The sequence below is a fragment of the Leminorella grimontii genome, assembly GCF_039789245.1.
In the GTDB taxonomy this organism is placed as follows: Bacteria; Pseudomonadota; Gammaproteobacteria; order Enterobacterales; family Enterobacteriaceae; genus Leminorella; species Leminorella grimontii.
Window position 1 is genome coordinate 64,310 of record NZ_CP146357.1, and the last position, 13,463, is coordinate 77,772.

Genomic DNA, 13,463 nt, shown 5'->3' on the forward strand with positions numbered 1-13,463 from the left:
ATAAATGCCTTCGCCCGTACGGTGCGTTATTCCATGCCCAGCTCTTTGAGCTTACGGGTCAGCGTGTTTCTTCCCCAGCCCAGCAGCTGTGCCGCTTCCTGCTTGTGGCCGTGAGTATGGCGCAGAGCGACTGTAAGGAGAATGCGCTCCATGTCCGGCAGCGCTTCTGACAGCAGGTCCGTTTTCCCTGCGCTCAGCGCCTGCTCGGCCCACCGTTCCAACAGCGTCGTCCAGTGGCCGTCGAACGTCGCCGATGCGGGAGGCTTCGGCGCGTCTTCGGCATTGCCGAACAGCTCCGGCGGCAGATCCTGAGGCAGAACTTCTTTACCTGCGGCCATTACCGTCAGCCAGCGACAGGTGTTTTCCAACTGGCGCACGTTGCCGGACCAGCCCATTTGGCTCAGGGCCTTCTCGGTATCAGGATGAAGCACTTTCGCCTCAACGCCCAGCTCCTGCGCGGTCATCAACAGAAAGTGGCGGGCCAGGCGAGGGATGTCCTCGCGCCGCTCCCGCAGCGGAGGTAAATTAATGCGGATCACGTTGAGCCGGTGGAACAGGTCCTCGCGAAACTTGTGCTCTTTAACCAGCAGCTCAAGGTTTTGGTGGGTCGCGGCGATAATCCTCACGTCGACTTTAATCGGATCGTAGCCGCCCACGCGGTAAAACTGGCCGTCGGCCAACACCCGCAGCAGCCGAGTCTGGACTTCCAACGGCATATCACCGATTTCGTCTAAAAACAGCGTTCCGCCGTCTGCCTGCTCGAAGCGGCCCTGGCGGATCTGCCCGGCGCCGGTGAATGCGCCCTTTTCGTGGCCAAACAGCTCTGATTCAATCAGGTCTTTGGGGATCGCCGCCATGTTGAGGGCGATAAACTTGCCCGCGGCGCGGGGGCTGTGGCGGTGCAGCGCGTGGGCTACGAGCTCTTTCCCCGTTCCAGACTCCCCGTTGATTAATACGCTGATAGAGGAGAGCGAAAGACGACCGATGATGCGGTAGACCTCCTGCATTGCCGGGGCTTCCCCGATAATGTCCGTCGTCGGGCTTGCGTTATGGTTAACGCTTTCCGGCTGGCGTATTTCCCGATAGTGCCCAATGGCGCGCTCAACCAGGGCAACGGCGTCGTCGACGTCAAACGGCTTGGGCAGATAGTCAAAGGCGCCGAACTGGTAGGCGCTGACGGCGGCGTCGAGGTCGGAGTGGGCGGTCATAATGATGACCGGCAGCAGGGGGCGCTGCAGCTTGATTTTTTGCAGCAGCGTCAGCCCGTCGATGCCGGGCATGCGGATATCGGAGATCAGCACGTCAGGCTCGTCGTCGTTTAGGGCGGCGAGCGCGCTGTCGGCGCTGTCGAAGCTAACGCATTTTACGCTGGCGCCGGTTAACGCGCGCTCGAGAACCCAGCGAATGGCGCTGTCGTCATCGACTATCCAGACGGTATCCTGACTCATCGTTCCCCCTATTTACGGATAGGCAAGTAGACCGAAAACTCGGTGTGGCCCGGCCAACTGTTAAACTCAATTTTTCCCCGGTGCCGGTCAATCAGGCTGCGGGCGATGGAAAGCCCAAGCCCGGAGCCGCCTTCGCGCCCGCTGACCATCGGATAAAAAATCGTATCCTGCAGCTGCGGCGCAATGCCGGGCCCGTTGTCTTCAATGTCGATTCGGGCGCACAGGCGATAGCGTTCGCCGTGCAGCGTCATCTGGGACGCGGTTCGCGTCCTGATGATGATAGTACCGCCCTGACTCGCCAGCGCCTGCATGGCGTTTCTGGCGATGTTGAGCAGCACCTGTTCAATCTGTTCCGGGTCGTGGCTCAGCTCCGGCATGCTCGGGTCATAGTCGCGCACCAGAGAAACGTTATCGGGCTTCTCCAGCGTCAGAAGCTGGTAAACGCGTTCGGACACCTGATGAATGTTCTGTTCCACCCACTGGCCGGGATGCTGCGGCCCAAGAAGGCGGTCGACGAGGTTGCGCAGGCGATCTGCCTGCTCGATGATGACGCGGGTATATTCCGTCAACTGAGGGTCAGGAAGCGCCTTCGCCAGCAGCTGGGCCGCGCCGCGCAGGCCGCCCAGCGGGTTTTTGATCTCGTGAGCCAGGCCGCGAACCAGCTCTCTGGCCGCCGCCTGCTGTGAATGCTGAAGCTGTTCCTGACTCAGGCGACGGTGGTTATCCAGCGCTGACAGCTCCATCAGAATATGGTCGTCGGCCAGCTTCTGCGCGCTTAGGGTCAGCACGTGTAGGTGACCGTCAATGACCATGGAAACTTCGTTATCGGTAAAGCCTTGGTCTTCGCTCAGGCTGGACCACATAAGTGGAACGTCAAGGGACAGATAGTCCACCAAATCCGGCAAAGGCGTGCCGAACAGCTTGCGCGAGCTTTGAACCAGCAGCTGCTGCGCCGAAGGGTTGGCGTAAAGGATTGACAAAGAGAGATCGAGAATCAGCACGCAGGTAACCTGCGAATTCAGGATTTGCTCCGTATCGGGCAGCGTTTGGCTCGCCATGGATAACTCCTTTGCACCAAGTCGGGGCGTTCATTGATGCAGGCTTAACTCTCGAGGTTAATCCTGAACAATTTGAGGAGTTAAACGGAGGGAGAGTCTTCCGTTGGGGTCGACTTGGCGTAAGCCAACGAAGCGCCCCTAGGAAGGCTATGCCCGACGCACTCCCAAAGCTAATACAAGCGTCCTTCCGGCCGAGCACGATGGTTATATAGGCAGGTCGTATTTACGGCCGGAATATCCACTGGTGCCGATTTAACAGGTTAGTTGAGCCCATCTCACGATGGGCTCTGGTTAATAACGCTTCGTTATTAAACGCTATAGTACAGCTCAAACTCCAGCGGGTGCGGCGCCATGCGTACGCGGTTCATCTCTTCCTGCTTCACTTCGATATAGGCGTCAATCGCATCGTTGGTGAAGACGTTGCCGCGGGTCAGGAACTCGCGATCGGCGTCCAGACAGGCGAGCGCTTCTTCCAGAGAACCGGCGACGGTCGGAATGTTCTTGGCTTCTTCCGGCGGCAGGTCGTACAGGTTCTTATCCATGGCGTCGCCCGGATGGATTTTGTTGATGATGCCGTCGAGGCCGGCCATCAGCAGCGCGGCGAAGGCCAGGTACGGGTTAGCGGCCGGATCCGGGAAGCGAACCTCAATGCGGCGAGCTTTCGGGCTGGCGACGACCGGAATGCGGATTGACGCAGAGCGGTTGCGCGCAGAATAGGCCAGCATAACCGGCGCTTCGAAACCCGGCACCAGACGCTTGTAGGAGTTGGTGGTCGGGTTGGCCAGCGCGTTGATGGCCTTAGCGTGCTTGATAACGCCGCCGATGTAGTACAGCGCCGTTTCAGACAGGCCGCCGTACTTGTCGCCAGCGAACAGGTTGGTGCCGTTCTTGGACAGCGACATGTGGCAGTGCATGCCGGAACCGTTATCGCCGACCAGCGGCTTAGGCATAAAGGTAGCGGTTTTGCCAAACGCGTGGGCGACGTTGTGAACCACATACTTGTAAATCTGGGTTTCGTCCGCTTTTTTGGTCATGGTGTTAAAACGGGTAGCCACTTCGTTCTGGCCGGCGGTGGCCACTTCGTGGTGGTGCGCTTCAACGACCAGCCCCATCTCTTCCATCGTCAGACACATGGCGGAGCGCAGGTCCTGTGAAGAGTCGACCGGAGGAACCGGGAAGTAGCCGCCCTTAACGCCCGGACGGTGGCCCTTGTTGCCGCCTTCGTACTTGGTGCCGGTATTCCACGCCGCTTCGATATCGTCGATGTGATAGTAGGCGCCGGCGATGCTGTTGCCAAAGCGGATATCGTCAAACAGGAAGAACTCGGGTTCAGGCCCAAACAGCACGCAGTCAGCGATGCCGGAAGAGCGCAGAAAATCTTCAGCGCGCTTGGAGATGGAACGCGGGTCGCGCTCGTAGCCTTGCATGGTGCCGGGCTCAAGGATATCGCAGCGGATAATCAGCGTCGTCTCTTCGAAGAACGGGTCCAGCAGCGCGGTGCTCGGATCGGGCATCAGCACCATGTCGGATTCGTTAATGCCTTTCCAACCGGCGATAGAAGAACCGTCGAACATTTTTCCGTCTTCAAAGAAGTCAGCGTCGACCTGATGAGCGGGAATGGTAATGTGCTGCTCTTTACCCTTGGTATCGGTAAAGCGCAGGTCTACAAACTTTACTTCATGCTCATTAAGCATAGTCAAAACGTGTTCTGTGGACATGGTTATTCTCCCGGTGACGAATTTCGCTTAGAGTAATCCCCGTAGGGGATGGGCCTTTACTATGCAGGCCTAATGTCGCCAAGCCCGCTGCTATAAGCAAAGGCTATGCGATAATCATGCCAGTTTATTTACTCTTCGTTAACAGGCCGTTTTTCCTGCGGCTACGGGCTATGAGTATGAACGAAAATGCAAATTTTGCATCCCAAATTGCACTATTTTAGTGCGTTTTTTTATGCGTCGCCGCTTTTTGGTGCGACAAGGCGTTTTTTGTCGTTTTTTCAATCGTGAATACGATCACAACCTGTTCGTGTAGGCGTTGTTTTTCACGAATCTTTATGATCTTGTTTTTTTACTGCGCCTAAAGTGTGTACAATAGCGCGCTATTTCTTATGCCTGAGGCAAATCTGTGATTGAAAATCTGCGTAACATCGCCATTATCGCGCACGTAGACCATGGTAAAACCACCCTGGTTGACAAGCTGCTGCAACTGTCAGGAACATTAGGGGAGCGTAACGACGCAGGCGAGCGCGTTATGGACTCCGGCGATCTCGAAAAAGAACGTGGGATCACTATCTTGGCCAAGAACACGGCCATCACCTGGAATAACTATCGTATTAACATCGTTGATACTCCCGGACACGCCGACTTTGGCGGCGAAGTTGAGCGGGTGATGTCAATGGTTGACTCCGTTTTGCTGCTGGTTGACGCGATGGACGGGCCGATGCCCCAAACGCGCTTCGTTACGCAAAAGGCGTTTGCCTACGGCCTTAAGCCTATCGTCGTCGTCAACAAGGTTGACCGCCCCGGCGCGCGCCCTGACTGGGTTGTAGATCAGGTTTTTGACCTGTTCGTCAACCTGGGCGCGACCGACGAGCAACTGGACTTCCCGATTATTTTCGCATCGGCGCTTAACGGCGTCGCCGGTCTGGACCACAACGACCTGGCTGACAACATGGACCCGCTGTTTGAAGCGATCGTCAAACACGTTGCGCCGCCGGCCGTCGACCTCGACGGTCCGTTCCAGATGCAGATTTCCCAGCTGGACTACAACAGTTACGTTGGCGTTATCGGCGTAGGCCGCATCAAGCGCGGTAAAGTGAAGCCGAACCAGCAGGTCACCATCATCGACAGCGAAGGCCAGCGTCGTAACGGCAAGATTGGCCAGGTGCTGGGCCACATGGGCCTGAAGCGCTATGAAGCCGACGTGGCGGAAGCGGGCGATATCGTCGCTATCACCGGCCTAGGCGAGCTGAACATCTCCGATACGGTCTGTGACGTTTCTACGCCTGAAGCGCTGCCGCCGCTGACGGTCGACGAACCGACGGTCACCATGTTCTTCTGCGTCAACACCTCGCCGTTCTGCGGCAAAGAGGGTAAATACGTGACGTCGCGTCAGATCCTCGACCGCCTGCGTAAAGAGCTGGTGCACAACGTGGCGCTGCGCGTAGAAGAAACCGAAGACCCGGATGCGTTCCGCGTTTCCGGCCGCGGCGAGCTTCACCTGTCCGTTCTTATCGAAAACATGCGTCGTGAAGGCTACGAGCTGGCGGTATCTCGCCCGAAGGTTATCTTCCGCGGCAAACAGGAACCGTTTGAGCAGGTGACTGTAGATATCGAAGAGCAGCATCAGGGGCCTCTGATGGAAGCGCTGGGCCTGCGTAAGGGCGAACTGCGCGACATGGTGCCGGACGGCAAAGGCCGCGTGCGTTTAGACTACGTGATCCCAAGCCGCGGGCTTATCGGCTTCCGTACCGAGTTCATGACCATGACTTCCGGTACCGGCCTGCTGTACTCCACCTTCAGCCACTACGACGACATTCGTCCGGGCGAAATCGGCCAGCGCAACAACGGCGTTATGATTTCCAACGGTACGGGTAAAGCGTTGGCTTACGCGCTCTACAGCCTGCAAGATCGCGGCCGCCTGTTCCTGGGCCACGGCGTAGAAGTGTACGAAGGCCAGATCATCGGCATTCACACCCGTTCTAACGACCTGACGGTCAACTGCCTGACCGGTAAGAAGCTGACCAACGTTCGCGCATCGGGCACCGATGAAGCGACGACGCTGTCTCCGGCAATCAAGATGACCCTTGAGCAAGCGCTCGAGTTTATCGATGACGATGAGCTGGTCGAAGTGACGCCGCAGTCTATCCGCCTGCGCAAACGTCACCTGACGGAAAACGACCGTAAGCGCGCTTACCGCAGCGGGAAAGAGTAACGGGTTGTAGATACAGTCCGATAGATACAGAGGGGCCGTAAGGCCCCTTTGCTTTTTGAACGCTTGCGTTAGATTGAAGGAACAACGCTTATTTCTGCGCCTGCTTCAACACGGCGTTAATGCTGACAGGAAAGAAGCGGTTAACGTCCACGCCGACGTTTATCGCCCTTGGCCCCAGCGCGCTTAGTCGCTTGCGCTGTTCCGGGTCTTTGCCCGAGTTGTGGACGTGCCCGTAAAGATGGATAGCGTCTCTGAAATAGCCCTGCCACTCTAAAATCGGATAGTGGAACATCACTATCTTCTGCTTTTGGTAATCCAGCTCGTAGTAGTCTTTGACCCATTCAAACATTGATGTGTCGAACTCCGGGTCGTCTAAAAACTTGTCGTGGTTGCCGCGAATCAGGTATTTCTTGCCGTTAAGCCTGCGCAGGATTTGATTGGCGTCCTGCCCCGTGCCGCGAAAAAGGAAGTCGCCCAGAATATAAATCTCATCCCGTTCGGTGACGAGGGCATTCCAGTTGTGGATAAGCGTATCGTTCATATGGCGCACGCTTTCAAACGGCCTGCCGCACAGGTTGATGATGTTGGAATGGCAGAAGTGGGTGTCTGAGGTGAAGTAAATCATCGCTGTTTTCTTATCGTCCTTGTTATTAAGAAGAGATGTCTGGCGGGGGAAGCGGCGAAGACGAATGCCTTCGCCGGAATCGAACGTTAACCGAACAGTTTCCCTTTAAGCAGCGCCATACCCAGAGACAGCATGTCCGGGTTGACCGGCTCTTCGCCCTTCGGCGACAGCTTGTCGACGATGTCCGGCAGGTATTGGGCGATAATCGCCGATGCATGACCGTTATCCATGCCTAATTTAGCGGAAAGCTGTTCCATTGCGGCCTGGCTGATGACGTCGCGCACCTGATCTGCGCTGATGGGCAGGTTAGCGCCGGTGCCAATCCAGGACTGAACCAGCTCGGCGAGGCCGCCCTGGCGGAATGTTTCCAGCAGGCCGGAAAGGCCGCCCTGCTGCTCAAGCCATTGAAGAATGGCCATATAGTCAACGCCGCCTTTAGAAGCGCCGTTGCCGCCGAGCATGCCGCCCAGCTGGTCTAATAAACTCATTGTGATAACTCCCGATGCCCGTTTTGTGAGGAAAGCTCCCTGCCCTGCCTCTTGAAAATGACTTTTGATAAACGCCCGGCGTGAGCCGAAGGCAGATGGTGCACAATTCGGACGTTAAACAAAATCGCGAAGGATTATACCGGAGAGCGCCTAAAATGCGCGCGTTTTTCTGTCTGGCTTCTCGGCGTGAAGTAGAAATGAAATGTCTTGAGTTCCCTCTTCTTAACCTCAATACGGTGTGATAGCGTAGGCCTACGGATAGGTTCGCATTGAGGTAGGTGCACCATGCTGTACATTTTCGACTTGGGTAACGTAATCGTCGACATCGATTTCAAAAGAGTGTTGGGCGTGTGGAGCCGACTGAGCGGCATTCCTCTGGCGACGCTGTCCGAGCGCTTTCGCATGGGAAAACCTTTCGAAATGCACGAACGAGGCGAAATCAGCGACGAGGCGTTCGCCGACCTGCTGTGCGAAGAAATGGAGATGCCGCTGAGCTTTGCGCAGTTTGCCGAGGGCTGGCAGGCGATCTTTATCGATCAGCGCGACGATACGCTGGCGGTCATGCAGCGGCTGCGCCAAGAGGGGAATCGGGTGGTGATCCTGTCCAACACCAACGCGCTGCACTGTAGCTACTGGCCCGCACGCTTCCCCGACGTCGGCGCCTCCGCCGACAGGATCTACCTCTCCCAAGAGCTTGGCATGCGAAAGCCCGAGGTGGACATTTATCTCCACGTGCTCAGGCAGGAAGGCGCTAAGCCGGAAGACGCGCTGTTCTTCGACGATCACCGCGACAACGTTCTTAGTGCCCGGTCGATTGGCCTGCCCACGGTACACGTTATCGACCGGCGGACGGTGCCGGACTATTTTCGCTAACGCCCTGCGGGCAACGGGTTATTTCTCCAGTAGCTGCTGCGCAAGCCTGTCGATATCCTCATAGAGCCACAGCTTACCGAGCCAGTCGCTTGGTATGCCTTGGGCGCCGTAGTAAGCCCCTGCGATCTGCCCGGCAATAGCGGCGGTGGTGTCTGCGTCGTCGCCCAGATTTGCCGCGGCCAGAACGGTTTGTTCAAAGCTGTCGCTTTGGGCAAAGCACCACAGCGCGGCCTCCAGGCTTTGTACGCAATAGCCCGTACCGAAGATGGCCGAGCGCGGCTTATCGAGGTATCGGCCCTCGGCTATCTGGCGCAGGTTTTCTTGCTCCGGCAGTTCGGCAATATCCGTCAGAACGCGCCTTTTGTCTTTCCCGCTGAGCGCATTCATCAACATCTGAGCGAACAGGCGGCAGCTTTCCACCGCTTCGGGAGCCGCATGCGTTGTGCGCGAAGAGTCGGCCGCATAGCGCAGCGTTTGCTCAGGATGGGGATAATAGTAAAGCACCGCGGGCGCGAGCCGCATCAAAGAGCCATTGCCCGCCGTTTTAGGATCGACAGAACCGGCAAAGGGATTACCGTCCAGAGAGAATCGCCTCAGCGCCTCGGCCGTCGTTGCGCCGATATCAAAGCACTGGCCGGTGGAGCTGAAGTAGCCCCATTGCCACCAGTTCAGATAGCGGTTCATTTGGTCGCGCGCGTCAAATCCTTTACGCAGAATCAGGCTTTCCGCCAGACACAGGGCCATGGATGTATCGTCGGTCCACTGCCCGGCCTGTAAGTTAAACGGGCCGCCGCCCGTCATCTCCGTGACTTCAGGAAAGGAATCTTTAGGGCTGAACTCAACGGTGGTGCCCACGGCGTCACCGCTTGCCAGCCCCAGCAGGCATCCTCGATATCGATTTAACAGGTCAGGCATGACGTTTTCCCTCTTTCTTACCGTTATCTTACTCGATTGGGTGATTGAAGCCGGTCATTTTTTCCCTCGGCGGCGCGGTGTATTATGGCACTCCCTTTTTCATCGTAGCGAGCGGAAGCAATAAAAATATGATCGCACTGATTCAGCGAGTAGCGCAGGCGAGCGTGGTGGTAGACGGCCAAACCGTCGGCGCTATCGATAGCGGGCTTTTGGTGCTGCTGGGCGTAGAGAAGGACGACACGCCGGAAAAGTCGGCGCGCCTGTGCGAGCGGGTGCTGGGCTATCGAATTTTTAGCGACGAACAGGGCAAGATGAACCTGAACGTGCAGCAGGCCGGCGGCAGCGTGCTGGTAGTTTCCCAGTTTACGCTGGTGGCCGATACGCAAAAGGGCATGCGCCCAAGCTTTTCTCGCGGAGCGACCCCTGCGGACGCCGAGCGCCTGTACCTCGACTTCGTGGAACGCTGCAAAGAAAAGGTGCCAACCCAAACCGGCGTTTTCGCTGCCGATATGAAGGTTTCCTTGGTCAACGACGGGCCGGTGACGTTTAGCCTGCAAATTTAGGGCGAGGGACGATGTTTAATAGCAGGAAATGGATGATTCTTGGCGCGGTGGCGCTGGCGTTTATAGGTTACGTTTATTTTAGCGGCGATACGGAGTACAACAACGCGTTTCGCGCCTTTTTGCGTAGCCTTGCGCGAGCGCTGTAATTCGATAGGAAAGAGCGTAGGAAAGGAGTCTTTCAATGAAGTTCGTCCTGTTTTTCTTGACGCTGTTCTGGCCGTTGTTTCAGGCCTACGCCGATGAAAAGAGTCTTATGGTTGATGCTTATGATGGGGAAGGGATTCTTTTCTCAGAGTACAGCAAGCAAAAAGGGCTCGGAAAAATAGACTTGGTTAATGCCGGAATGGCGGTAGAGCTGGCGGAAATCTATGTCATGCACGTTTATGGCAAAGAGTGCGTTGAGAAAGAACGCCCTTTTTACGTAACCGACAAAGGTCGCTACTGGCGGATAGAGGGCTACCTGCCACCGGACATGACCGGCGGCGTTTTTCTTATCGAGATCGACAAAGAGAACGGCAGAGTGATGACGCTGTCGCACGGGAAGTAGCGAAACGAAGGGTGATTTTTCTCTATGAACGATATCGAATTTGATGAAGTTCTCTATCCGGTAGCTTGGCGGCTGAACTCAAAAGACTGTCGCCTGTCGTCAGGTGAGAAAAGGCGAATCACCCTGCTGAATGCCGTGCAGGCACGGCGGCTTTGGGATTCGATTTTCCCCTTTAGCCACTTAATGGAAATGCCACGTTCATTTTGTACCGTGTTGGAAAAGAGAACGCTGGACTTTGATGACGTCGAGACGTCATCCCTGTTTTTTACCGACAGGCTGCAGGGCGTGGACGCTATTCATTTTCTCTGGGGACGTAACGCAGGTGCAACGCTCCCCGTCGACGTTTTTATCGCATCGTGGGACGATTTTTTTTATCCCAGTGATGAAAGCAGCGCTATCGTTATTCCGAATGACGATAGAGTTATCTTTTCGTATGAAGAGCATTTCTTTTATGCCCGGATAAATTAAGCGCCTTGGGCATTTCCAATGGAATATGAAAAAGTTGATGAAGAAACGGTCTTCAGCCTAGCCTAGCAGGCATTAGCGGGTGATAAAGCCCATTATCTGTTAGAAACGCTGCACGCGCACTACGCAGAGAATAAGCTATTTTCTGACGGTGGCCGAAAGGGTTGGATTATCTCCGTCAGAATGAGCGTGCCTGAGTCTTTTGAACCCGACCTGCTTTTTATTGAGGTCTCCGATCCTGGCGGAGTGGTTTATATACCGGGCGTGCTGTAACTTCCCATACTCACCGGAGTGCATATTTGGCGTTACTCTTGGCAAAAGAGTAACGCCAAAGGGAGAAATAAAAGGCTTCGCTACGCGCCAGCAAACTTGTATCTCTGGTTCAGGTCGTTAGCCAGCAGCGTGAATAGCTGATTCGTTAGCTTCTCCGTCACCTCCAGCGCTTGAGTGAATACCTTATTTTCGAACGCATTGACCAATCCGAGCGCCTTACTTGAGTCGGATTCGGCGATAAAGGCTTTCTCTAGCTTTTTCTGCATTCGCGCAAACTGCATTTCGGCGTCGCGATACCCTTTCTGAACGATGGGGGCGTACTTGTGGTAGTCAACCATGACCAGCGTCTGAAGCTTTCTGAACTTCCACTGGGCCGATTCCGAGTCCGCACTGCCGTCCGTGACCTTTTTGTACCCATCGGGGAAGTCCGTCAGGCAGCCTGGGTAGAACGGAATGTAGATAGAAATAGACGGCATGCCGTAGGAGACGTATTCCACGTTGGCGATCTGTACCGGCAGGCCGTTTCTTGACTGCAAAATGTGCGACTGCTGAGTGCGAAACAGCGAGATTGGCCGCAGGGTATAGTCCGGCATGGCGGTGTACGGCATTCTGCCCAGATTCTCGTAGGTGTTTCTAAGCCCCGCCTTTACCGCGTCGATATCCATTTTGGCGGACGGTTTCTCAAATACGTTAAAGCCATCGGGTTTTTCCAGACGGGTTTTGATCCCTTTCGTGTACAGATGCTGCAGCGCATAGACCCGCGGGTAGTTGTAGTAGCGGTCTTTAGCATCGTCGTGGAGCGTATAGGCCTTTTCAAAATCGAATTCGCCGTCGACCTTAGGGTTATACAGCCCGTTGTCGACGGCGTATTTAACCAGCGTCTTCGAGGCCATAAAGTGACTGGTGTCGTTTGGCCTGTACTGGCGCAGCCGGCCCTGATTGCCGGTCACGAAGTAGCTGTCATCGGGTATGCGCGTTGCCAGCCATTGGTGGCCGCTGCCGGTTTCCAGATACCAAATTTCTTTTTCATCGACAAACGCGACGCCGAAGCCTTCGCCCGCACCCTTTTCATCGATGATTTTACCCAGCTTTGCCGCACCTTCTTTCGCGCTGGTGATATAGGGCAGAATGACGTCGGTGATGCTGTCTTCCGTGATACCGGTATCCGGCAGGTAAGGATCGTTTTTCAGCGCGGCGTCGCTGGCAAAAATGGTTTCTGTCGCCGTCATGCCGACGCCCTTATCGTTAAAACCCGCGGCGCCCCAGGTCATTTCGTCAGCGCTTTTGCCGGGTAGCCCGTTGGAGAAAGAGGTATAGCCAAAGGCGGTTTTAGGAATGGGGTAGGTGAACCGGTTTTCATTTGCCCGAAACGTGTTACCGGCATTTTTTCTCGCAGGATGAACCAACAGCACTTTCGACAGGCAGGGATCGTGATCTTCCGTACGGGCGATAATTCTGGAACCGTCAGTCGTCGCCTGGCTGCCGACAAGAATGGTAGTACAGGAATCAGGGTGGGTGACGTGTGAGAAAATGGAGGGAATGGTAGCGGGATTATTCATTTCAAACTCCTATCCAGAGGAAGTGACGTCATAAAGCCGCGTTGGGTATGTACGATTATTACGGCTATATGGAATATCTTTTTATTACGCTCTTACCGTTTAACAACATGGGAGAATGTTTTTTAATTAGCACTGTTCTTAAAAAGAATATAACAAGCACAATTAAGAATTTTCTGTGATGGAACTCGGCTTTTATATTTTTAAATGCAGCTTTTTCTATATGAGGCCCCACCCTTTTTAGGCTGAATTATTTTATACCACAATATCAAAATATGATTATTCAATAGATTTTCTCTGTCTTGGTGAGGCTCCATCTCGTTGATATAATTTTTAAAATTTAGAAGTCAGATAAATCATAGAAGAGAAATAACTTAGCTCATTGGCTGAATGATAGTTAGGCTGACCGTATTTATATAAACTGCATGATTTATTCTTAAACGTTGATTTTATTACTCCATTGGTGATTCATTTTTTTCGTTAAAGCTGATGAAATTATCTCTTGTGCTAATAAGATATCTCGATATCTGTAATGAAACTTGATAAAAAATATCATCTTCAACAACAATTAAATTTCGAATTAGGAAAGATACTCCATCTTTTTATAGAAATTAGCCGCGCTTTTACGCTTTTAATCAACGTGACGCTAAAACCAGCCGGAACGCCAAGGTGACCTACCGGAAGCTAACTGTGAATGCTTATAAAGCCAAAGCGCCGCA

General features: G+C 54.6%; 13 protein-coding genes. 6 read left to right on the forward strand and 7 right to left on the reverse strand.

Translation table 11 applies throughout. From position 1 onward, the window contains the following. Window positions 1–26: 26 nt before the first annotated feature. From glnG to glnA, 3 genes are all read right to left on the reverse strand, one after another. Entirely contained in the window at window positions 27–1,448 is a 1,422-nt protein-coding gene (gene glnG, locus V8L73_RS00365; RefSeq protein WP_347253858.1) for a nitrogen regulation protein NR(I), read from the reverse strand. An 8-nt stretch (window positions 1,449–1,456) separates the two neighbouring features. Then, window positions 1,457–2,506, reverse strand: a complete 1,050-nt coding sequence (gene glnL, locus V8L73_RS00370; RefSeq protein ID WP_027273765.1) for a nitrogen regulation protein NR(II) — start codon at window positions 2,504–2,506, stop codon at window positions 1,457–1,459. A gap of 308 nt (window positions 2,507–2,814) precedes the next feature. Beyond that, on the reverse strand, window positions 2,815–4,224 hold the full coding sequence (glnA, locus tag V8L73_RS00375; RefSeq protein WP_027273764.1) for a glutamate--ammonia ligase: 1,410 nt from the start codon (window positions 4,222–4,224) through the stop codon (window positions 2,815–2,817). 406 nt (window positions 4,225–4,630) lie between these two features. Here glnA and typA point away from each other — a divergent pair, with 406 nt between their 5' ends. Next, window positions 4,631–6,439 (forward strand): translational GTPase TypA, encoded by a 1,809-nt coding sequence (typA, locus tag V8L73_RS00380; RefSeq protein WP_027273763.1) that lies wholly within the window; start codon window positions 4,631–4,633, stop codon window positions 6,437–6,439. Window positions 6,440–6,527: 88 nt separating this feature from the next. Here the strand turns inward: typA and V8L73_RS00385 are convergent, their stop codons facing one another. Then, the gene (locus V8L73_RS00385) at window positions 6,528–7,064 is read right to left on the reverse strand and encodes a metallophosphoesterase (RefSeq protein WP_347253859.1); all 537 of its coding nucleotides are present in this window, start codon (window positions 7,062–7,064) and stop codon (window positions 6,528–6,530) included. A gap of 86 nt (window positions 7,065–7,150) precedes the next feature. Continuing rightward, window positions 7,151–7,552, reverse strand: a complete 402-nt coding sequence (locus tag V8L73_RS00390) for a YidB family protein (protein WP_347253860.1) — start codon at window positions 7,550–7,552, stop codon at window positions 7,151–7,153. Between the two features lie 285 nt (window positions 7,553–7,837). Here V8L73_RS00390 and yihX point away from each other — a divergent pair, with 285 nt between their 5' ends. Beyond that, window positions 7,838–8,425 (forward strand): glucose-1-phosphatase, encoded by a 588-nt coding sequence (yihX, locus tag V8L73_RS00395; RefSeq protein WP_261831854.1) that lies wholly within the window; start codon window positions 7,838–7,840, stop codon window positions 8,423–8,425. 18 nt (window positions 8,426–8,443) lie between these two features. Here yihX and V8L73_RS00400 read toward each other — a convergent pair whose 3' ends face one another. After that, entirely contained in the window at window positions 8,444–9,340 is an 897-nt protein-coding gene (locus tag V8L73_RS00400; protein ID WP_347253861.1) for an ADP-ribosylglycohydrolase family protein, read from the reverse strand. A 128-nt stretch (window positions 9,341–9,468) separates the two neighbouring features. Here V8L73_RS00400 and dtd point away from each other — a divergent pair, with 128 nt between their 5' ends. The 4 genes from dtd to V8L73_RS00420 are packed head-to-tail and all read left to right on the forward strand — an operon-like array spanning window position 9,469 to window position 10,918. Further along, the gene (gene dtd / locus V8L73_RS00405; protein WP_347253862.1) at window positions 9,469–9,903 is read left to right on the forward strand and encodes a D-aminoacyl-tRNA deacylase; all 435 of its coding nucleotides are present in this window, start codon (window positions 9,469–9,471) and stop codon (window positions 9,901–9,903) included. Between the two features lie 11 nt (window positions 9,904–9,914). Beyond that, the gene (locus tag V8L73_RS00410; protein ID WP_255309095.1) at window positions 9,915–10,049 is read left to right on the forward strand and encodes a hypothetical protein; all 135 of its coding nucleotides are present in this window, start codon (window positions 9,915–9,917) and stop codon (window positions 10,047–10,049) included. Between the two features lie 35 nt (window positions 10,050–10,084). Then, entirely contained in the window at window positions 10,085–10,450 is a 366-nt protein-coding gene (locus V8L73_RS00415; RefSeq protein ID WP_347253863.1) for a YbbC/YhhH family protein, read from the forward strand. Between the two features lie 24 nt (window positions 10,451–10,474). Next, window positions 10,475–10,918, forward strand: a complete 444-nt coding sequence (locus V8L73_RS00420; RefSeq protein WP_347253864.1) for a hypothetical protein — start codon at window positions 10,475–10,477, stop codon at window positions 10,916–10,918. Window positions 10,919–11,268: 350 nt separating this feature from the next. On the opposite strand, the gene V8L73_RS00425 is transcribed toward V8L73_RS00420, so the two are convergent. Continuing rightward, window positions 11,269–12,747, reverse strand: a complete 1,479-nt coding sequence (locus tag V8L73_RS00425) for a C69 family dipeptidase (RefSeq protein WP_347253865.1) — start codon at window positions 12,745–12,747, stop codon at window positions 11,269–11,271. Window positions 12,748–13,463 lie beyond the last annotated feature (716 nt).